20 protein-coding genes, 1 tRNA gene and 2 pseudogenes are annotated in these 21,279 nt (G+C 47.6%); 15 read left to right on the forward strand and 8 right to left on the reverse strand.

Features of this window, described 5'->3' with window-relative positions; all coding sequences use genetic code 11:
• Window positions 1-233 (reverse strand): annotated as a pseudogene (locus BLP80_RS11950) (IS110 family transposase); the annotation flags it as partial.
• A 466-nt stretch (window positions 234-699) separates the two neighbouring features.
• Here BLP80_RS11950 and BLP80_RS11955 point away from each other — a divergent pair.
• The 6 genes from BLP80_RS11955 (at window position 700) to BLP80_RS11980 (ending at window position 5,779) form a co-directional block, all read left to right on the forward strand.
• A complete protein-coding gene (locus BLP80_RS11955; RefSeq protein ID WP_090543536.1) occupies window positions 700-1,962 on the forward strand; it encodes a tyrosine-type recombinase/integrase in 1,263 nt (420 codons plus the stop codon).
• A gap of 43 nt (window positions 1,963-2,005) precedes the next feature.
• Window positions 2,006-2,326: a transcriptional regulator gene (locus BLP80_RS11960; RefSeq protein WP_090543538.1), complete on the forward strand. Its 321-nt coding sequence runs from the start codon at window positions 2,006-2,008 to the stop codon at window positions 2,324-2,326.
• Window positions 2,301-2,612: a helix-turn-helix domain-containing protein gene (locus tag BLP80_RS11965; protein ID WP_090543540.1), complete on the forward strand. Its 312-nt coding sequence runs from the start codon at window positions 2,301-2,303 to the stop codon at window positions 2,610-2,612. The genes BLP80_RS11960 and BLP80_RS11965 overlap by 26 nt, the downstream gene beginning before the upstream one ends.
• A gap of 269 nt (window positions 2,613-2,881) precedes the next feature.
• Window positions 2,882-3,553 carry a hypothetical protein gene (locus BLP80_RS11970; RefSeq protein WP_090543542.1) on the forward strand — a complete coding sequence of 224 codons (672 nt, stop codon included), beginning with the start codon at window positions 2,882-2,884 and terminating at the stop codon, window positions 3,551-3,553.
• 181 nt (window positions 3,554-3,734) lie between these two features.
• Window positions 3,735-3,929, forward strand: coding sequence for a helix-turn-helix transcriptional regulator (locus BLP80_RS11975; protein WP_090543544.1), 195 nt, complete (start codon window positions 3,735-3,737; stop codon window positions 3,927-3,929).
• An 8-nt stretch (window positions 3,930-3,937) separates the two neighbouring features.
• Window positions 3,938-5,779 (forward strand): replication endonuclease, encoded by a 1,842-nt coding sequence (locus BLP80_RS11980; RefSeq protein WP_090543545.1) that lies wholly within the window; start codon window positions 3,938-3,940, stop codon window positions 5,777-5,779.
• A gap of 223 nt (window positions 5,780-6,002) precedes the next feature.
• Here the strand turns inward: BLP80_RS11980 and BLP80_RS11985 are convergent, their stop codons facing one another.
• The 5 genes from BLP80_RS11985 to BLP80_RS12005 form a co-directional block, all read right to left on the reverse strand.
• Window positions 6,003-6,467 carry a Mov34/MPN/PAD-1 family protein gene (locus tag BLP80_RS11985; protein ID WP_090543547.1) on the reverse strand — a complete coding sequence of 155 codons (465 nt, stop codon included), beginning with the start codon at window positions 6,465-6,467 and terminating at the stop codon, window positions 6,003-6,005.
• Complete coding sequence (locus BLP80_RS11990; RefSeq protein ID WP_090543549.1) at window positions 6,442-8,217, reverse strand: ThiF family adenylyltransferase; 1,776 nt, start codon at window positions 8,215-8,217, stop codon at window positions 6,442-6,444. The genes BLP80_RS11985 and BLP80_RS11990 overlap by 26 nt, the downstream gene beginning before the upstream one ends.
• A complete protein-coding gene (locus BLP80_RS11995) occupies window positions 8,218-9,276 on the reverse strand; it encodes a cyclic GMP-AMP synthase DncV-like nucleotidyltransferase (protein WP_090543550.1) in 1,059 nt (352 codons plus the stop codon).
• A 12-nt stretch (window positions 9,277-9,288) separates the two neighbouring features.
• The gene (locus BLP80_RS12000) at window positions 9,289-10,371 is read right to left on the reverse strand and encodes a patatin-like phospholipase family protein (RefSeq protein WP_090543552.1); all 1,083 of its coding nucleotides are present in this window, start codon (window positions 10,369-10,371) and stop codon (window positions 9,289-9,291) included.
• 488 nt (window positions 10,372-10,859) lie between these two features.
• A tRNA-Thr gene (locus BLP80_RS12005) sits at window positions 10,860-10,935 on the reverse strand.
• A gap of 94 nt (window positions 10,936-11,029) precedes the next feature.
• Between BLP80_RS12005 and BLP80_RS12010 the strand changes: the two genes are divergently transcribed.
• The 7 genes from BLP80_RS12010 (at window position 11,030) to efp (ending at window position 16,599) form a co-directional block, all read left to right on the forward strand.
• Window positions 11,030-11,311 (forward strand): high-potential iron-sulfur protein, encoded by a 282-nt coding sequence (locus tag BLP80_RS12010; RefSeq protein ID WP_090543554.1) that lies wholly within the window; start codon window positions 11,030-11,032, stop codon window positions 11,309-11,311.
• 485 nt (window positions 11,312-11,796) lie between these two features.
• Window positions 11,797-12,057 carry a hypothetical protein gene (locus BLP80_RS15950; protein ID WP_218120447.1) on the forward strand — a complete coding sequence of 87 codons (261 nt, stop codon included), beginning with the start codon at window positions 11,797-11,799 and terminating at the stop codon, window positions 12,055-12,057.
• 24 nt (window positions 12,058-12,081) lie between these two features.
• Entirely contained in the window at window positions 12,082-12,312 is a 231-nt protein-coding gene (locus BLP80_RS15955; protein ID WP_218120448.1) for a helix-turn-helix domain-containing protein, read from the forward strand.
• A gap of 11 nt (window positions 12,313-12,323) precedes the next feature.
• Window positions 12,324-12,911, forward strand: a complete 588-nt coding sequence (locus BLP80_RS12020) for an IS630 family transposase (RefSeq protein ID WP_218120449.1) — start codon at window positions 12,324-12,326, stop codon at window positions 12,909-12,911.
• Between the two features lie 220 nt (window positions 12,912-13,131).
• Entirely contained in the window at window positions 13,132-14,271 is a 1,140-nt protein-coding gene (locus BLP80_RS12025; RefSeq protein ID WP_218120450.1) for a DUF1207 domain-containing protein, read from the forward strand.
• A 425-nt stretch (window positions 14,272-14,696) separates the two neighbouring features.
• Window positions 14,697-15,869, forward strand: coding sequence for an elongation factor P maturation arginine rhamnosyltransferase EarP (earP, locus tag BLP80_RS12030; RefSeq protein ID WP_090543556.1), 1,173 nt, complete (start codon window positions 14,697-14,699; stop codon window positions 15,867-15,869).
• Window positions 15,870-16,041: 172 nt separating this feature from the next.
• On the forward strand, window positions 16,042-16,599 hold the full coding sequence (efp, locus tag BLP80_RS12035; protein WP_090543558.1) for an elongation factor P: 558 nt from the start codon (window positions 16,042-16,044) through the stop codon (window positions 16,597-16,599).
• Window positions 16,600-16,877: 278 nt separating this feature from the next.
• Here efp and BLP80_RS12040 read toward each other — a convergent pair whose 3' ends face one another.
• Complete coding sequence (locus BLP80_RS12040) at window positions 16,878-18,578, reverse strand: hypothetical protein (protein WP_143002288.1); 1,701 nt, start codon at window positions 18,576-18,578, stop codon at window positions 16,878-16,880.
• Between the two features lie 376 nt (window positions 18,579-18,954).
• Between BLP80_RS12040 and BLP80_RS12050 the strand changes: the two genes are divergently transcribed.
• On the forward strand, window positions 18,955-19,383 hold the full coding sequence (locus BLP80_RS12050; RefSeq protein ID WP_090543564.1) for a glycine zipper family protein: 429 nt from the start codon (window positions 18,955-18,957) through the stop codon (window positions 19,381-19,383).
• Between the two features lie 7 nt (window positions 19,384-19,390).
• On the opposite strand, the gene BLP80_RS12055 is transcribed toward BLP80_RS12050, so the two are convergent.
• Window positions 19,391-20,872: a protein adenylyltransferase SelO gene (locus tag BLP80_RS12055; protein ID WP_090543565.1), complete on the reverse strand. Its 1,482-nt coding sequence runs from the start codon at window positions 20,870-20,872 to the stop codon at window positions 19,391-19,393.
• 272 nt (window positions 20,873-21,144) lie between these two features.
• Between BLP80_RS12055 and BLP80_RS12060 the strand changes: the two are divergent.
• A pseudogene (locus BLP80_RS12060) lies at window positions 21,145-21,279 on the forward strand (IS5/IS1182 family transposase); the annotation flags it as partial.

Raw genomic sequence — 21,279 nt, forward strand, 5'->3', positions numbered from 1 at the left:
CTGAGGAGACATGAGCTTGACGGTGTGCCCAAATTCACCCAATTTTCTCCCCCAGTGGTGCGAGCTACCACAGGCTTCCATGCCTATCAAGCAGGACTCTAAATTGGCGAAAAATATTTCGCCATCTCGCTGTGGCGCAATTGCTTGCGCAACACAGTCTTACCATGCGTATCTACACCGTGAATCTGAAATACTTCTTTTGCTAAATCAATTCCTATTGTTGTAATCTTCATATTGGACGCTCCTATCTGGTTGAATGGTTATTGCACCGTTACTTTGGCACTTTGATGCCGTTTAGGGTAGTGGGCGTCCATTCCATTACTTCAAAATTCGGCAGCTACCTTCTCCCGCTGGGAGAAGGTAGGATGAGGGATTATAAAAAAACGAATTTTGAAGCGCGATGAGTATACATACAGAACCTACGGAAGGGTATTTTTTTATGAGTGCCCCGCAAACAAAAAACGGCTTAAGCATCTATGCCTAAACCGTTGATTTTATTGGTTCTGTTGAGAGGGGTCGAACCTCCGACCTACTGATTAAGAATTCTAAAATAGACTTTTTTACGTTGCTTTAATATTTTTGAAAATCTATTAATGTCATTGTTTTATATTGATTTATTATATTATATTGTTTTAAACTCTACTCCATAGTTTTACGCCTACTGTCTACATGGCGTCTACATGAAAAGAGATTAAAGCAATGACATCATCCCAAACGCCTCCGCAGAAAATCACAAAATCCCATGTAGACCGATTGTCTACACCAGCAACTGGTCAAGCTTTTGTGCGTGATACCGACCTTAAAGGTTTTGCTGTGCGCGTCACTTCTTCCGGCGCAAAATCATTCATCCTGGAAAAACGGATTGATGGCAAAGTTAAACGATTAACTCTTGGCCGCTATCCCGAATTAACCGTCGAACAAGCCAGAAAAGAAGCGCATAAGTTGCTAGGCCACATTGCTGTCGGTCGCAACCCTGCCGCTGAGAAAAAACAGGAAGCCTTGCAAGGCACAACACTAAAGCAAGCCTTTGATGATTTCATTAAGACCCGGAAAAATCTTAAAGAGCGGACGCTCTACGATTACCGACGATTGATGACAGTTGCTTTCGTCAACTGGCAAGACAAAGCGATCACCAGCATCAGTAAAGACATGGTCGCCAAACAACACCGCAATATTGGTGCAGAGCGCGGAGAAGCTTACGCCAATCTTGCCATGCGATTTTTGCGGGCCTTATTCAATTTTGCTATTGCGCAATATGAAGATGGTAGCGGTAATGCCATTTTGCGGGAAAATTCCGTGATACGACTTACCCAAACCCGCGCCTGGTATCGAGTGGATCGCCGCCAAACCGTCATCAAGCCGCACCAACTCGCTCCCTGGTATCAGGCAGTCATCTCACTAAAGCAGGATGTGATTCCAAAACATTCTGCCCTGGTAGCTGACTACCTACTATTCTTACTGTTTACTGGCCTTCGACGCCAGGAGGCTGCAACGCTAAAGTGGTCTGATATTGATTTGAATGAACGATCATTCACATTGACCAATACCAAAAATCGGGAACCGCTGACTTTGCCCTTGACTGATTACGTTTACGATTTACTGCAAAATAGAAAGGTTGAGGCAAGTTCTGAATATGTCTTTGCTGGAGAGGGAAAAGCAGGTTATTTGATCGAACCGCGCCGCCAGGTGCAGAAAGTCATTGAGTTATCCGGTGTATCGTTCACGTTGCATGATCTACGTCGCACTTTTATTACTATCGCCGAGAGTATCGACATATCCGCTTATGCGTTGAAACGCCTGGTGAATCATAAAATGGCCAATGATGTGACAGCGGGCTATATTGTCAGCGATGTAGAGCGATTACGGAAACCAATGGAACAGATAACGGCGCAATTATTGCAATATTTCAAGATCAATGAGGAAAAGAAAATACTGTCTTTTCCTATCATAAATAACACCTAATTACTTAACTTGACATTACCCGTCAATGACGGATAATTGCGCTATGCTCACCATCGTTGAAACTGAAGACTTTGAACGACTCTGGCCGCATTACTGGACGGAGCAAGAATACAATGAGTTCATGACTTTCATGACCCAGAACCCAGATATAGGTGATGTCGTCAAAAGTTCAGGTGGCATGCGAAAAGTTCGCTGGAGTCGTTCAGGTTCTGGAAAATCCAGTGGTGTACGCATCATCTATTTTAATCGCTTAACTAATGGTGAAATCTGGCTGGTGTTCATCTACGCAAAAAGCAAGTTGGATACCCTTAGCGCCAAAACATTGAAGGAAATCAAACATGAAATCGAGAAAACCATTGACTGATGAAGAACTAGAAGCCTGGGAAAACAGCAGGGACATGGAAGCTGAATTACTAAAATCGGTAAAGCAAATGGTTGCAAAAAAAGGTCATGTGGTGATGTCCCCCGTTATTTCTGCACGCAAGAAATCGGGTCTTTCGCAAACTGAATTTGCCAAGCTGTTAGGTGTGTCAGTACGAACCCTTCAGGAATGGGAACAAGGCCGCCGTCAACCCAGTGGTGCAGCTAAAACCCTGATTGCCATTGCTGAGCGCCGGCCTGATGTTTTGAAGGAAATCGCTATACAGTAATTTGCCCTTAGCAGACCATAGCCCATCAAATGTGATCTGTAAAAAGATTAAAGCATAGCGGTTTCTATATTCGATCCATCTCTAAAATGCAATCGATTGACCCTTCCTGCATAACAGACAATCGACTTTAATTCGCTCTATCAAGTGGCATACTGAGCAATAACCAAGCAAGGCCCGAATATCAGCTCGGGCAATCTAGAATATTTTTTCTCAAGCCTGCAAGTTATCGTCCGTCAATTACAGTTATTGACTACAATAAATAACTTGCAATGTATCTTGATAATAAAGAAGAATTTCAAACTGTTTGGGAGCTTGCTCACAACTGGAGAAATGCTGACCCGAATAAAACTGATGTCAATAATCTGTCGCTTGATCTCAAAACAGCCATTCATCAAATGATATACGCCGCACGTGCTCAAGAAATTTCTGTACGCACTCGCCAACGTTCTATTTTTATTGATGATTCTATTTTTACACTAATCTTTGATTTTTTTCATTTTTTAAAGATTAATGCTTGCTTAAAGCAAAATAAATTCAACAAATCCTATTTGGATTCGATCTATGTAAAACGCAACGAAGTAGTAGATTGGTGCACTAAGATTTATCTTGAACCTCCTTCCTGCTGGACACCCAAAAATTTAACCTCAGAGCTCTCTGATAAGCCAGCTAATAAAAACAGACCAAAGGCAGAAGAAGCAGACCGGCTCACCTGCCAAGCGATAGCACGCACCTTATGGGCGCTTGATCCAAATATTCACCCCACTCACATTGCAAGGTCAGATGCATTGCAACGTTTTGGTAATGGCAAGCATTACACTCCGGAAACTATCAAGAAATGGATTAGCGATCTTGATCCACTCAAAGATCAGCGTAATGCTGGACGACCTCCAGAAATCATCTACAAAATTGACCTAAAAATATACTCCCAGCTCAAAGATTGAGATAAAGTTTCTTCTGGTTCTTGAGAAATCGGAAAATGACATAATCCGCACCAGTGCTTGCTTAAAAGTACCTGTCAGTACTGACCAGGTATTTTTAATTGCTTCTTCAAGCTAACCCTTTTTTAATTTTCCGCCATCTGCTGCAAATTGCCTCCCTATTCATCAACCATTGGAGGCAATCATGCAAGACCCACTTCTTACTACCAAACAAGCCGCGCCCATTTTAGGTGTGAGCGTCGCCTTTCTGGAACGTGACCGCTGGGCAGGCGCACGCGTGCCCTTCATCAAAATAGGCAGCCGTGCAGTTCGCTATCGTTTAAGCGATCTGCACGCCTATATTGAATCCTGTGCCCGCCAATCCACCAGCCAGTACTGAGGTATGCCATGCATACGTCAGTACGTTATATAAGCAGCCTGCTTTCCCCTGGTGAATCAGCCGCCGAACATATCCTGGTAACGCTTGATGAAGACGATGATAGTGATAAACCGTGGCGAGCCTCAATATTCCGGCAGTTGCCCAAACGCTTTGCACAAATTGCCGCCCTGGAATACAAAGAAAACTATATCTTTGATGGCAGGCGGCAAGCCAATCTCGCCCTGCTCGCCCAGAGTGAGCAATTCAGCCAGCACCGCATTCCACTGGATAGCACCGATGACGACCTGAAAGACTTAGCGAAAAACATCGTCCGGGAAATGCTGAGCATTAGCCGACTCTACCGTAATTTGGAGATGGTGGTTAACCAACTACAGGAGCGATCCCGGAAATATGAGGTGCATGTTCCTGAAATTAACGATGTCACCATCACCCAGCGAGGTATTTATACGCGCTTGACCGATGAATCCTGGTGGTTGCATGCATTGCGCAAAGTCCATGCGAAAGACCTGGAAAAACATGCCATTCGTCTAGGGTTGGTTCATAAACGCGCAGGCATCTATGTCAGCGATGAAACACTGGCGCGGCGTAAAGAACAGAAAACCAGCAACCGCCGCATTCTGGATGGTTTACTGGCTGTGAACGAACTGGGCGAATGCTACACTTTGTCACAATTGGCAGAACGCAGCCTTGCCAATCCGCGTATCCGGCGCAGCGAACTCATGGTGCGCATCTTTGGCTTTGAAACCATCGCCAATGACTTAGGCCATGCCGGTGAATTCTATACCCTCACTTGCCCTTCCCGCATGCATGCCCGACTATCTGTCAGCGGCCAATCCAACCCAAAATATGACGGTACTGCGCCACCGCAAGCACAACAATACCTGAACACCCTGTGGGCAAGAATCCGCGCCAAACTCGAGCGCGATGGTTTAAATGTCTACGGCTTTCGTATTGCTGAACCGCAACACGATGGCACTCCCCATTGGCACCTTTTGCTGTTCATGCCACCCGAACACTGCGAAAAGGTGCGCACTATCTTGCGCCATTACGCATTACAAACAGATGGTGACGAGCCGGGCGCACTGGAACACCGCTTTACCGCGATTGCCATCGACAAAAACAAAGGCACGGCAGCAGGCTACATTGCCAAATATATCTCAAAAAATATCGATGGTTACGCCATTGACCATGATATTGATGGCACCCCCGCCCAATCAGCAGCGGAACGCGTGGAAGCCTGGGCTTCGACTTGGGGAATCCGTCAATTCCAGCAAATCGGTGGAGCACCTGTCACCATCTGGCGGGAATTACGACGACTAAATGATGCGCCCGAAGGCATCCTGCAGCAGGCTCAGCAAGCCGCCGATCAAGCGCAATGGGGACGATTCATCCAGTTGATGGGCGGTATTACCACTAATCGCAAGGCCATACCCATCAAACTTATGAAGGAAGAATGCACCGAACCGGGCAAATATGGCGACCCGAAAGGCAAAAGAATCTGCGGTCTGCAAACCGATACGATTCTATTACCAACACGTTTGCATCAATGGTCGATCAAGAAAGCAGCCAAAGAAGACAAGCAAGAACAGTTAACGCAGATTAATCAGGGATTCGACGCGAAGCGGAAGTGCGGGAGCGAAGCGACCCGCACGGACGCGGCAGCGGAGAATCTCCCTTGGAGTTCTGTCAATAACTGTACGCAAGCGAATTATCGGTCTTATGGTTGTGTTTTGATTAGCCGGTTTCGACCCGTTACGGTCAATCATGCCGGCATTAATATGCGTCCGCTGGTCGGCCGATTGCGGCCGGTCGGATTGCGCCCCAACCCAGACAGTAGAACTTCTACATAACGGTCATTCAACGAGGCCCCAAGTAGGTGAAAGCGAGTTGGTCACGTTCAAGTTCAATGCCACACCACAGTAATAGTGAGGCAGCAACAACTTTCCATTTTGCTTTTTCTTGTAAAGTGGCTTGAACGCAAATGATGTATCGCTTCTGATCTGAGCCTCTAATCAAAAGGGCGCTGAATGGTATTTCTTGGTGAATGTAGATAGGCAGATTTTCCAGGACTGTTTAGCGTTGAAAAATCAAACAGGATTGTGACTTTACTCCATTTGGCAAATATGTATGTGCCGTACCAATTAATCCTTTATCTGGTGCAAGCTTTACAATTACAAGTACCGCAAAATTCGCTCCGACAGTTTCATCCATGACGATCTCCAACATAGAGTTATCATCCTTGGAGCTCGGGTATGGAGTAAAAAGTGGATGGGAATGCCACTCACCTATGTAGTTGAAGCGAGAGTAATCATTGTTGCTCTGTCTAAAAAAAGCGTTTAGTTTCCCAACCGCATCTTCGATTATTCGTATGAAACTGCTGATTCCTCCACGTTTTTGAACAGTGATCTTAGTCACTTTGAACTCATCTGGGCCGACGTGCTCCCCCATCAAAATACCGCCTATCTCACGATCACCTGATTTACGTAGTGCAATAGTGATTTCTTCGGCAACTTCAGGAGCAAGAATTAGCTTCAGCACTACTTTTCTCGCTTAATTTTTCGAGTAGCAATTTTACTGCAGCCACAGATGCTTCGGCCGTAGGTGGGATCCCATCCTTCCAACCCTCGCCAGTAACCGCTATTGGCCTAGTATCAAAAGGCTGAGTGAAAATCCACTTTTTTTTCATACCGATAAGATAAACAGGAGCCGGATATTCACTCGGATTTTTTCGCAATGCAGTGTCGATGATGAGATTGGTTAATGATGTAGCTATCACTCCCACATTGCTATCGTATGCAATTGATGGTGTCTCGGCTTCAATATCATATCCACGTTCTTGCTGAAATGGCGCAGTTTCTTGTTTAGATAAATACACATAGAAGCCGTCTCGGACAGCGATAGGATTCGGATCTATATCTGGTCGAGCACGTGCAATAAGTCCTCCGTAACCACCGGCAAATACTTCACCCCAACACATTGGGATTTTGTATGCGTTGGCGATAGCTGCGACATGGAGGAAGACTTCAGGGTTAGCTGTTGCATCTAACAGGAGGTCACACTGCGAAAGGCTTTGAAATGCTCCCGCTGCGTTAATTGGAGGCTCTTGACCGGCGATACGATGATTCAACACTTCGATCTCAAGGTTAGGCATAGTCAGATTTAGCGCATTTTTAATGGCATCCACTTTATGCAAGCCAACTTCCGTCCATGATAATTCATGCCTAACCAGATTCTCTAGTTTTAGAAAATCATCATCTACTACAACGAATTTCCGGATTCCGGACCTGGCCAATGAAAGCGCAATCTTACTTCCCATGGACCCAAGCCCGATAATTCCTACCTTTAATTCAGGCAGTTTTTTATGTTCTTCTGGCAAACGAACTTCATCAGATGGTGGTGGAAGTATCACCTTATATTCTTTTAACGGATTGTCAGAATACGAGACTATTGAGAATTGACGAATTGCTCCTGTTTTATTGCCATATAAAACAATCATCCGTTTTTCGTATTTCTGCGTTTCTTCATTCTTCACAGCAATGTCGGATATATCTAGCGCTGTTTCAGAAATTACTTTTATCAATTCATCAACGGATGAGATTGTAAGGAGCTCGTCAAATGCATCGCTTTTTAAAAGCCAACCTTTTCCCTCAATGCTGAATAACGAGGAGAATCCAGTAATGCCTACAGGTATATCACCAACAACATGGGCATTGTCTTCTCCTGCATTGATGTGAGTAATAAAGGCAATTTGCCCCGCTTCACTGAATAGCGAGCTAGTTTTAAGTTCTACTTTTACTTGATCTTGCAACCCTTTAATTACTGAAAGTGCATCATTTGTCACAATAGAACGAAAGTAGGAATTTCTAGCTCTTTGACCATCAGTTATTCTATGGACAGAAGGCACGACGCCAGGAGTAACTGGTATGTTTTCAGTATGCAACAGCTCATACGCACTCCGGATAATGTCAGCCCCTGTTACCTCAGAGTTCCAGTTGTCTGCCCTCCATTGCAAGCATAGCGATCCTCCGGGTCCGAACTGATGATTTGACCACCTTTCCGAAGGATCTCGAGGCCGAATATACAAAGGTGCATTGGGAAACACTGCAGGATAGCCCATACGTGCTTTATAGACCCTATCATGCACTGTCATATCCAGCTGGACTTCTAGGACCAAATCCTCCGGTGTTATTGACCAAAAGACAGTGAGCCAATCCACTTCTTGAGCTAGCTTGTCGAGTTCCGCACATTCTCGAACAAATCTATCCGGATATTTAGTTAACCATTCCATCTAGGCAAATCCTGAAGATTTGTTTGGTACGATGGCCTTGTCAGGGAATGACAGGCCTGCTGCTACAACCGTAGCTGGCTGAAGTAGAGATGCAGCTGATTTCTTGTCGGTAATAAAGTCATTGAAGTAATCCGTATCAAAGACTTTATTCCATGCCTTCATCGCCATCTCGTGATTGCAATCTGATTTATCAAGTACTTCAAGATGTTTTAAGTTCTCTGACAAACAATCCTTAAAGAACCCAACCCCCTCATCATCCCATTCGGCCAGATTCTTGGGTTGCACTGGATGCCTAACTGTTCGGGAGATGGCCAGTACATCTCTTATTGCCTGCCATGTAGAGCGTAAGGCCCCATCGTCTCGGTCTGTGACATACACCATATGATCAACAACTAGCTTTGTAATACAAATGCCACTCGTTGTTTTGTTTTTCCATGCCTTGCGGCTTCTTGCCATTTTTTTAGTAAGTCTGACAACTCTCCTGAGTTGGCTTGTATCTACATCGCCGCTTTTCAGCTCTTGCGTCACATGATCATTGAACCATTTTGTAACTGCACGGGCATCGGATACTACCCATTCATCTCCGCTGGCAAGTTCATGTTTGACTATTTCATTGCCTAAGATATCTTGAGACCATGTGGTTCGATAAACTGGCAGGTCTATATGGTATCCAGCTGGATAATACTGCCTTACACAATTGTTCTTAACCTGAGCATCGAAAGCCAATCGCTCATCGTAAAGTGCGTTCTTGACTCGTTTTCTGGCCGCTTTGGGTTCGAGTTCATTCCCATTGTTGTCTAGTAAGTCATCGTATTCGAAATAGACCCCATCATCGATGTCATAGTCATTCTCATCATCCTGGGCCATTGTACGCATTGCATATGAGCCTTGAGATGCAATCAAGTAAGGAAGAGGATGATTAGCTTTGATCAAACCATTTTCTAATCTGGTACGCCCATTATCTCTACGTCCACGCATTTCATCTTGCTGTGTCTTAGATAGCACCACTTTGTTTGAGTGGTATTTCTTGATTTCACTATTGCAATCGATGTTAGCCATATATCCGAGTCCTTACTCTCTAGAGGTTGAGGTTTCTAAAAGTGCATCACGAAAACTTTTCATCTGAATGTTTGATTCGATAGAAGCCCAAGCAAAATCGACATCAGAAATTGCTTGTCTAGCCAATGCGTTCAAAACCTTCGGTCTTGCGTCATCCATATTTTTTAGATAATCATGCAATTCAGTTGACGGACATTGCGCAGGGAACCTATAGGCAAAACTGTTATTGCCTCTTAATTCGGCAATTTTTTTGGACATGTAGTCATTGGCTACCGCTTGTGCATTCATACTCGCAGTAATAGCCTTGACACCAAATGACCAGCCATACGCTCCTCTATTGACGGAATGGCCGACTTCCTCACCACCTTGAACAGGTAAGGTGCCAAGCATGTAGAGGTGAATCGGTCTGTTGAACTCTTCCTTTCTGCTAAGTATCTCGTAGGCTTCCAGCATGCCAACTGCGCCGGGATTGTTTGCCCAGAGACCGCCATCAACGTAATTAACGTATGTCCCCAAAGTGTCCGGCTCTTCTAATTTTGCGATTGATCTTAGAATAGGCGCTGCACTACTGGCCATGCATGCATCGACAATTGAGCGATTGTTATCACGACCGTTAAGCCTATCCATATGAGGTGTTTTGAAAACAGTGGAAGCGTGGCGATTTAAATCAACAGTCGTAATGGCGAGGGCAATGCCTCTCTGCTTGTAGAGTTCGCCCATGGTTAAGTTACCAAACGTTTCGGTCAGCACTTCACGTAAGGCCGAATCGCCTGCACCAAGTCCGGCGAAGAACCCGCGGACTATCTTTTCAACAATGGGAAGTGATCGAAACCACTGGCATGGGAAAATTTTGTTACCGTGAGAGTGGTATAGACCAACCATTTTTTCCAATGGAGTCCCAGCTGCCAATGCGCTGGCTACAAAAGAGCCAGTACTTGTGCCTACTATCAAATCAAAAGATTTTCCAGGATCGACAGTTGCACCTGTAGCGTTTTTAATTCGATCAGCGAAAGTTTTTAGATAGGTAGCTTGATAAACGCCACGCACACCGCCGCCGTCCAGGCACAGTACTCGAAATGGTATTGTTGACGCCATATCACACCCATAATTCTTTAAAGAAGTGATATTGAGATTAATCTTATTATTTCAAGTATCTATCAAAATATCCTGGCTTAACCGTCTGTCTATGAGTTAGGGAAGCCTTCATGGTCTGCTGTCTACCACAAAGCTGACTTCGCTGGAGCAGCGCCTCAATGGCAGGAAATAGCCGATTTCTGCTATTAACCAATGATTATTTTTTAATCAATATGTGCCGTAAGAATAATTTGAATAATACGGCTTTTTACCGTCTACATTGCGCCTTTATATAAAATATATAAAAATAATATTTTCATAAAATATTGATAATATGTAGTAAATGATGGGGTCCGAACCTACGACCTACTGATTACGAATTTGACTAGCTTAACAATCAATTTTCCAAGTAAAGATTTTTATCTGTATCTCGTATTTATTTTACTGTCTACATATTGTCTACACTAATTTTATCTATTATGAAGAATATATGTAATAAATTGATTTTATGGTGCTGTTGAGAGGAGTCGAACCTCCGACCTACTGATTACGAATCAGTTGCTCTACCAACTGAGCTACAACAGCGTTTTAAACTTCCGGCAAGTGCGGGATTATAGAGGTTTAAGAAATCGTAAGCAATTACTGTATATTTTCATTTATCAGAGTACGAAGAGAGACTATGAATTATCGTCAAAAGAAATTCTCGCGTCGTAAGATAATGAAATTCATGGCACTTGGCGCAACCATCCCTTTTATGAATGCATTCATAAGCCAGGCGCAAGCTGCAAAAACCTCAAAGGAAGTAGTGCAGTATCGTGACAAGCCGAATGGGAAACAGAAATGCAGCAATTGCATACAGTTTATTCCGGGCAAGACATCTGAAGCAAACGGCGAATGCAAGGTTGTTGAAGGTAACATCAGTCCCCAAGGCTGGTGTACCGCATATGCCCCAGAATCATAATAGGTTACCTGAACGACATCTCACTCGAAGAGGAGAAAATCACCTGGCGCGACTTACTCAGATTAACTGTTATGCTGCTGGCACTCAGCTCGCTGGCCGGCGCTGGTGCGTCCGATAGGTACCTGAGTACCTATCGGACCAGGCCCGCAGATAAATTGAATTTCTTGCGTTCTTCAGGTCTGTTTTAAAGATACTTCTTGAAACTATTTGAGATCCCATAATCAATAAGCGAAGAAAGCAAATCAAGGAGAGTTCGGTCATTTACTGACGCAGTCCGCCGGTCGGTCCTTGGGTTGTTGGGTACCTTCCTCTGGTATCGGATGCATGATCTGAGAAACCATCGCGGATACGTGAGTAGTTCCAACAAATTACTGAATTTCTTATTAAAGAATGGGGAACATGCATAGTGTTTTTGGATCTAATTCTATTTCGCGTTATAAGATGTAATAATAAATCATCTAGACTCACGTAAATGGATGACAATTATGGCAAGACCAGCAAGTGGTGAGGAGCATCTTGAATTGGCCCGAAATGCGGTACGGATTGCTAAAACAGCTGATGAACTGCGTAGCGCACAGGTTTTACTGCTGCCACTCGAATTGGGTCTGAGTCTGGAACAGACGGCCATTGCTATTGGTCGATCAAAAGGCAAGACCTGCACACTGCGTACCAATTACTGCAAGCGAGCCACTGGAAGAATGGCTGCGCCGGTTGCCAAGCGTAATCTGCGTAATCGGGAGAACTGATCACTTGAAGAAGAGAGGGGGTTGTTGCAGGAGGTATTTGACAGTGCCGGCGTTGGTGGAGTATTGGTGGTTCCGCCGTTTGCCGATAAGTTTCGCCAGAAGATGGGTGTCCCGCTTTCGCTTTCGGCCATATACCGAATGCTTGCGCGCCATGGTTGGCGTAAGATTGCACCCGATGCCACCCACCCAAAAGGAGATCTCTTAGCCCGGGAAGACTGGAAAAAAAACTCCCCGGGGTGCTGGGTCAAGCGATAACAGAGTTTGCTGTGCCTCGCCCCATGCGGCTGATGTTTCAAGACGAAGCACGATTTGGCCGCATCAGCGACTGCCGTCGCGCATGGGCGCCTCGTCCAGCGCGTCCGCTAGTCAAGGCTATGCTTACCTACGAGTACACCTACGCTTATGTGACAGTCTGTCCGCTGGACGAAAAGTTTGACAGCTTGGGGTTACCTCATGTCAACACTGAGTGCATGCAAATCTTTCTTGATGAAATCGCCAGGCGCTACCCCAATGAGAATATCGTTATGGTGATGGACGGTACTGGCTGGCATCGCAGCCATTCGCTGACGTTAGCTGAGAATCTTCGCTTACTGCTACTGCCACCTTATTCACCTGAACTCAATCCAGTCGAGCACCTGTGGGATGAGTTGCGCGAAAAGAGCTTTCATAACCGTGTATTTGACAGCATCGGCGCGCTCGAATCTCATTTGGTTGATGCACTTCGACATATGGAGGAAACTACGGATGCAGTGAAATCAATCGCCGGATGGGATGGGATAATTAATTCACTTTGTAACGCTAATTATAATTATTATGGTAATGACATCAACAACAAGGCTTACCATGCATGTTAAGAAAGTGCACGCTGTTCCCCATATTATTTTATTTTAGCGGCCACTGTCTTGACGAACATAGAGGGTGGTCATCTGTCGGTAACGGTTCTTTGTCATATCTTCGATAGAGAGATGCCAAGGAGAAATACGGTATCAAGCTGCAGACCGTCTGATTGGCAATACCTACATATTTCGTGAATTTCGTAATCTTTATACTTCTTCTTTTGCACGCGAAAAAATCATGGATAAAATGATGTTTGCTGTACGATGCTTTTTTTTCCCTGCAATCGTTTTATTCATGATGCTCCCCGCTTACAGCGATGGGGTATCAAATGACGCTTATATTGCGGGTTATGCGACAGGAATTCTCAAGCGAGATTATGCGCTTGACTTCTCCGCCTTAGTGGTGCGTGACGGTGTTATTACATTACCGGTATATGACCTGTCACCGGAAGATCGCGCTCAAGTTCAACAAATATTGTCTGAAATTCCGGGAGTAATGGGAGTGGAGCTGCTAGCAGACGATAAGCAACAAAACATAGCTGTTTCTTCACCAGCAGATAAGCAGGACACGCCTGAAAGTACACTTGTTCCGCCCTCAGAAGTTTTTCCTACGGGTTTCTTACCAACGGGTCATTTATTTAAGCCTCTACTGGCTGATCCACGCTGGGCGCACTTCTCAGCGGCTTACCGTAATTATGTAGGCGCCGACATTGACGGGAATAACAATGGGTCAGTCAGTTTCGGCGAGACCATTCCTTTCTATCGAGCCAATCTAGGCCGAACCACCGTGCAATGGGAAGCAGGACTCCAGGCTGGGGTCTTTAGCGACTTTAATCTTGATGCAAGCTCTTCCGATCTGATCAATACTGATTTTATTGCTTCTGTTTACTCAAGCATGCGAACAGGTCAATTTTCTTCTTTTGCTCGCATTTTCCATCAAAGCTCGCACCTAGGGGACGAGTTCCTGCTGCGAACCCAGTTAGAGCGTATCAATCTCAGTTATGAAGGAGCTGATCTCAGGGTTTCCTATGAACTGCCCTATGGAGTACGCATCTATGGGGGAGGGGGGGGTATTTTTCATAAACAACCTTCAACAATCAAACCCTGGTCAATTCAATATGGACTTGAATTCAGAAGTCCCTGGCGTATCGATTTCGCCGCGATGAGACCCATATTAGCGGTTGACTTTAAGAATCATGAGCAAAACGACTGGAATGCGGATATCTCTGCCAGAGCTGGATTCCAGTTTGATAACCACCAAGCATTCGGTCGCAAGCTACTGTTCATGATAGAGTATTTTAACGGTAATTCCCCCACCGGCCAGTTTTATAAAGAGAAGGCTGAATATCTCGGAATCGGTGCTCACTACCATTTCTAATTTATTCGGGTTTAGTTCCTTGCCTCTTGAGGCGTTAGAGAACAACAAGGAAGAGCGCAAGACTGCGCGTAGTTAGCCAGGCGATGATCAAGCTACTGAAGCCCTATCAAAACAAGGTGCACACTATTACTTCGGACAATGGGCGGGGAGTTCGTCGAGCATAAAAAATTGTGGTAACGTTGAAGGCAAACTTTTATTTTGCTGATCCTTATTCCTCTTGGGAGCGCAGCATCAATGAAAATGCAAATGGATTAATACGGCAGTATTTCCCAAAGAGCCGGAACTTCACTACGATTACACAACGAATCCTCAAAGGTATTGCGGAGTTTAACGAAACACCGGTTTCATTCCATTGGAGAAAGTTCGACTTGGGGCTTATTTGATTTGTAATTATTTTAACGGGACGATCAGCTGGCGGGTTGATAATGTGCTGGGACATTTTTTGCCGCATCATCGATAACTATGGCGACATTGGCGTGTGCTGGCGGCTGTCGCAGCAACTGGCGGCAGAGCATGGCATGGCAGTGCGGCTTTGGGTGGACGATGTGGCCAGTCTGCAGCGCATGTGCCCAGATGCCGATGCCAGCCGGGAAGTGCAAAACTGTCGGGGGGTGGAGGTGTGGCGCTGGATTGAACCATTTCCCTACGTAATGCCGGCTGACGTGGTGATTGAGGCGTTTGGCTGCGAGCTGCCGGAGAGTTATGTGGCGGCGATGACGCTTCCCTCACCCCAGCCTCTGGATCAAGTCGGGGACAGGCGTGCGCTCCCAGAGGGAGCAAAGCGCATATGGATCAATCTGGAATATTTGTCAGCGGAGCGATGGGTGGAGGGCTGTCATGGCATGGCTTCACCGCATCCGCGCCTACCGCTGACCAAGTATTTCTTCTTCCCCGGCTTCACTGCAGCTACTGGCGGGTTACTCCGAGAAAATGGACTACTGGCGCAACGCGATGTGTTGCAACACAATCCGGCGCAGTGGTGGTATCAGCTTGGCCTGCCTTGCCCCATTTCCACCGAAGCCACGGTTTCACTATTCTGTTATGACAGCGCGCCAGTGAGCAAGCTGCTGGATGCCTGGGCGGCTTCAACCATGCCGGTGCGCTGCCTGTTGCCAGAAGGCAAGACAGTGGCGCAGGTCGCAAGTTGGACCGGACAACCGGGCTTGACGCCGGGCGATAGCGTGCAGCGTGGCAGCCTGACCTTGCACGTCATTCCTTTCATGCCTCAGGAAGACTATGATCGCCTGCTGTGGGCGTGCGACTGCAATTTCGTGCGCGGCGAGGATTCCTTCGTGCGGGCGCAGTGGGCGGCGCGGCCGCTGGTCTGGCAAATCTATCCGCAACAGGACAATGTGCATCAAGTCAAACTTGAGGCGTTCCTCGACCGCTATTGCCAGGGATTGGTGGAAGATGCCGCCGCCGCGCTGCGTGCTTTTCATCAGATCTGGAATAGTGGCGGGCGCTTGAATTGGGACGATTTCTGGCGGTACCGTGCGGTGCTGCAAGACCATGCCACGGCTTGGGCTGGGCAGCTTGCGCAGGTCACAGACCTTGCATCTAACCTGGTACGCTTCTGCAAAAATCAGAGGTACCCCTGAAAATTCAAGTTGCTGCGCCAGACAAGGCGCGGGCGAACCATTACCATATGGCATATATTTGATATGTAAGGAGTAATTTTTTTCAGACAGCCATTCGGATAGCGACGAAAATTGGATTTTTGGAGGTGCCCGGAGTACAATATGCAGCTTTTTTACTCCCCAGATTTATCAGATGAAAACAGCCCAGGAACTCCGCGTAGGTAACGTGTTTATGGTTGGTAAAGACCCCATGGTCGTGCTGAAAACTGAATTCAGCAAATCCGGCCGCAACTCTTCCGTGGTAAAAATGAAATTCAAGAATCTGCTTACCGAATCGCCCAGCGAAGCGGTGTACAAGGCGGATGATAAGTTCGATGTGGTGGTGCTGGATAAGAGGGAGGTCTCCTACTCTTACTTTGCCGATCCCATGTATGTGTTCATGGACACTGAATACAACCAGCATGAAGTCGAAGCGGAAACCATGAGCGATGCGCTCAATTTCCTGGAAGACGGTATGGCCTGCGAAGTGGTGTTCTACAACGGCAAGGCCATCTCGGTTGAACTGCCCAACTCCGTAGTGCGCGAAATCACTTACACCGAACCTGCCGTCAAGGGCGATACCTCCGGCAAGGTAATGAAGCCTGCCAAGATCGCCACCGGCTTCGAACTGCCAGTACCGCTATTCTGCGAAATCGGCGACAAGATCGAGATTGATACCCGTACGCTGGAATACCGCAACCGGGTCAAGTAACTCTCCCGGGTCGCAAAAAACATAAGGAGCCAGCTGGCTCCTTTATTGTTTCTGGATGGGCAGATACGCGCAGCATGCCAAGTTTGATTCCCGATTCAGACTATGATCAACTCATCCTTGCAGTAGTTTGCAGCTGCTGGTATTGGGCAAAAAAGGATGGTGACAGTGGATACTGAATACCACGGCCTGGGTGGGCCAGAACTGCCTGCCATTTACCAGGCTTTGGCCAAGCTTTGGCAGGCGGCTCACCCTATGCATTATGCCGCTAAATTCAAAACCTACTTCGCTTTTAACCGTATGATTGCGGCATGGGGATCACTGAGATTCTTCGATCCCCCCACGTCCAGCACAGTGGTAGGCAGTACCTGAGTGAGCGTCCCGCTCGTCAGGTTTGGCGATAGCGTAATGATTCCCAGCCCCGGGCAACTGCCGTCGGCGGCATGGCTGACGGTGAGCGGGAACGGACCGCGTAGCGCGACATAGATCCGCCTGCCTTTCGTTTGGCCAGCCACTGAAAAATCGCCAAGATCGGGTGTCGGATCGTTGCTTTTTGTCGTGCCGAGCGTCGAACCACAGGCCCCTGTCGTCGTTAGGCTATAGCTGCCTGCGTGCTGGAATGTTCGATTATCCCGCGACGAGGTAATTCCGAACACTTCGACATTGTTGCGAATCCGATCCATCTGATGCAAATAGTAAGCTGTTTCTGCTGTCGGGTTATTCACCAGGACAAGGCCATGCGCATCACGATTGTTCCCTTCTGGAATATCAGCGCCTGCTACTTTGCCGTTGTCCGCATCTGCCCATACCGCAATGGGTGCGGGGGTATTGGCCGCATTGAACGCCGGTGCCGATGGATAATCGAGTGAGAGACGATAGAGCGTAAATTCAGAAATGTTTGGTCCTGGCGTGCCGGTATTCAGGTGCATGAAACCTGCTGCCTCGGCGCCGCCGCAACCGGCTGCCCGGGTAACGTTCATGTCATATTCAGCTACGATTGCCATCGGTGTGCTGCGCATGTCGATCACGAACATGCCACCCCCGCCCAATGTCGTGAAAACATGCTGGCTCGTGCTGGCAACGATGGGGCAAATGACCGTGTTCAGCGGGCGAATGCCATCGGCTTGCTTCAGCGCACCCGTTGGCGTAGTCGTTGCTTGCCTATCCGCAACCGTGCCGCTCACTTTACAGGCAACCCCATCCTCGGGATTCAGATCGACCGCCACAGGCTGCTCGGTAATCCGGCCGGCGCCACCGACCAGATCGAAGCTGGCTGCCGCATTGAAATCAAAGCCAGTCACAGTATCCTTACGATCACGCATCACATCGACACGCTCCAGCATGCGCCCGTTCTGGTTGGCGATAATGATGCTGTGACCATTGGGTGCCCAGAAGCTCATGTGGTTCTGCCGGCCGGTGGAAGTACCGGTAGTTCGGAAGAGGCAAATAGGCCGTTTCGTTTCACCATCAACAATACCCAGATGACCCGAAGCGACAAAGTTGAGCGCCATGTATTTATGATCCGGACTCGGCAGAATGCCATGGATGCGAGCAACATGCGCCCCTGTAGTGGCCTTCGCCGTAGGGAACAAGTCTGTAGCGACATCCAGCACCACAGCATTGTCCACAGGTGGCGTTTTTTCCAGATCCGCGCTGTCATAGATCCGCACTGCTCCGCCATGTGTTCCGCTAGGCGCCTCGGCCGTAATACCTTGTGTATTGGCTTGGTCGCTGACCCATACCTCATAGTCTGCTGCATGGATCGTAGCAGCCGATCCCATCAGCCCCAGGAAAGCCATTCCAAAGAACCCGCTCCTCATTGCTAGCGTTCGGATAAGTCCGATGGGTTGCAACAGTATGGTAATGAAGGACAGGTTGTCATTCCTCAAGCAAGTTGGAGGGTTAGCCATCATTCCTGTCAAACCAGCCTTTGTGGCTGCGGCATCCCTGGTTGATCGTAATTCACTTTTCCACGTTTTCATAACAGACGCTCCTTTCATGTTTAGAAGTAAACAGAACAAGCTTATGCTTCACTATTGATCTGATCAGATGAAGTATAAAAGTTATTCGACCGGGAGGTAATCAATATACGCAGCACCAGACATACTTGGAGTCGAATGGGCTTTTACAATCTAACTTAGCCAATAAATGATTGGTTTGTCGTATTATCCACAAGAGGTTTAGGGTGAGTGAGTTACCTTGTTTTGAATCTGCTTGCTGCTTAAGCCGCTGGATTCCTATGTGACGGCGGGCATACTGCAAAACAAAGTGGAAGGTTTCCGGAATTAATCCGTCACCCTGCAAAGATCAAGATATACTCGTTTAATCAAGGGTATTTATGGGAAGAGGGCTGGTGTAATGAAATTAGTAACGATGCTGAATATGGGGTTGATGCTATTATGGCTTTCGGCTTGCTCCAGCATGCAGCCTGTCTTGTATCCTAACGCGCACTTTCTATCGGCGGGGAAGGAGGTTGCGCAGCAGGATATTGAGGCTTGTAAACAACTCGCTGAAACGGCTGGCGCTAAAGAAGGATATGGCAAGAGCGGCGATGTTGCATCAAGTACCGCTATGGGAGCAGGCGTAGGGGCTGCGAGCGGCGCTGCTGGAGGCGCGGTTACTGGTGCAGCCGGCACGGGCTCCATGGTGGGAGCAGTGAGTGGCGCCGTATGGGGATTGCTGCGAGGACTCTTTTATTCAGGGCCCTCGCAGCCTGATCAGGCTTATGCCAATTTCGTGAGCCGCTGCCTGCAAGAGAAAGGCTATGAGGTTACCGGCTGGCAGTAATCAAAGCTTATGTTCCGCAGAATGTTTGATAAACGCGCTCTGAAGGTTCCGGTGGAGTGCGGTAATCATGATATTCCGGCGCATCGGCGTAAGGGTTTGTCACAGCCGCAAGTAATTGCTGCAGCAGCGAGTAATCGCCACGTTCAGAAGCGGCTGCCAGCGCCTCTTCAACGCGGTGATTGCGTGGGTGAATCGCCGGGTTATGCGCTCGCATCAAGCTGACTGATGACTGCCTGGATTCAACCTGGCGTGATAATCTCGCTTGCCAGCGCGCATGCCACTCTAAAAAAACGGTATCACGAAACAGGGCATCCTGGAGCAAGGCTTCCGCAGCCAGTGCGCGGAAGCTTTGGGTGTAATCGGCTTGGTGTTGCTGCATCCATGTTAGCAGGGTTTCGATAAGCTGGCTATCTTCTGTTTCTTCAGTGAACAGTCCCAGTTTTTTTCGCATTCCGGCCAGCCAGTGCTCCTGGAAGATAGCGGGAAAATGATGAATTGCTTCTTCCGCCAATGCGACGGCCTTTTCCTGCTCCGGGTGCAATAACGGCAGCAGCGTTTCGGCAAAACGTGCGAGATTCCACTGCGCCATATGCGGTTGGTTGGAATAGCGGTAGCGGCCCTGTTGGTCGATCGAGCTAAACACCGTATCCGGGTCGTACGCATCCATAAAAGCACAAGGACCATAGTCGATCGTCTCACCACTGATGGCCATATTATCTGTATTCATCACGCCATGAATGAAACCAACCAACAGCCACTTTGCGACCAGCGATGCCTGGCGTTCTATCACGCTGTTCAAGAGCGCAAGATAAGGGTTATCGGCCTCGCCAAGCGCTGGATAATGACGGTGAATAACATAATCGGCCAGGGTTTTGATGCCTTCTGTACCTCCTATCCTTACGACATATTCAAATGTGCCCACGCGAACGTGACTTGCCGCTACCCGGGTGAGAATCGCGCCCGGCAGCACGGTCTCCCGCATCACTGGCTCGCCGGTGGTGACTACGGCAAGACTGCGCGTCGTAGGGATGCCTAGCGCGTGCATTGCCTCACTGATAAGGTATTCCCGCAGCATGGGCGCTAGCGCCGCGCGCCCATCGCCACGCCGTGAAAACCGGGTCTGGCCAGAGCCTTTTAGCTGAATGTCAAACCTGTCGCCTGCCGGTGTGAGATGCTCGCCCAGCAGGATCGCTCGTCCATCGCCCAGCATCGTGAAATGACCATATTGATGCCCGGCATAGGCTTGCGCGATGGGCTGCGCCATATCAGGCAGCACATTACCTGCAAACAGCAAGGCGGCTTCTTCATCAGACAATGTGCGGATATCCAATCCCAGCGATTCTGCCAGGGCATGATTCAACATCGCCACCCGCGGCGCACGTACGGGCACAGGATGAAGTTGCGCATAAAAAGATTCGGGCAAACGGGCATAACTATTATCAAACCGCCAGCCGACGTTGTCATTCGTATATTTTCTATTGGGTTTCATGTGACCTTATCGTATTAGCCGGGTATTATCTGTCAAAACAGGGATTGTAAAGCATTAAACGAATGAGACAGGCAGCGCGGCCTGATGTTCCAAAGAGATGGCGCTTGATTGAGGTAACGTGCTTGCACCATCTTATCGCTTGTGCCAAAAAGCCTGGCTTTAACTTCATTCTACTGTAGGGTCTGTTGACGTTTTGAGGTAAGTATTTCATAAATCGAAGTAAACTCGTAATATTGAGAGATTTTTACACCCCCCCACAAAACGAGTTTACGATGCCCCGACTGATGCTCACCGATGAATTCTGGCCGAAGCTGGAGAAGATTCTGCTTCAAGAAGCGATTTATAACAAGCGCAATCTGCGCATGACGGTGGAGGGTGTGCTATACCGAATGCGGGTTGGTTGTCCG

The organism is Nitrosomonas sp. Nm132, assembly GCF_900100485.1.
Taxonomy (GTDB): domain Bacteria; phylum Pseudomonadota; class Gammaproteobacteria; order Burkholderiales; family Nitrosomonadaceae; genus Nitrosomonas.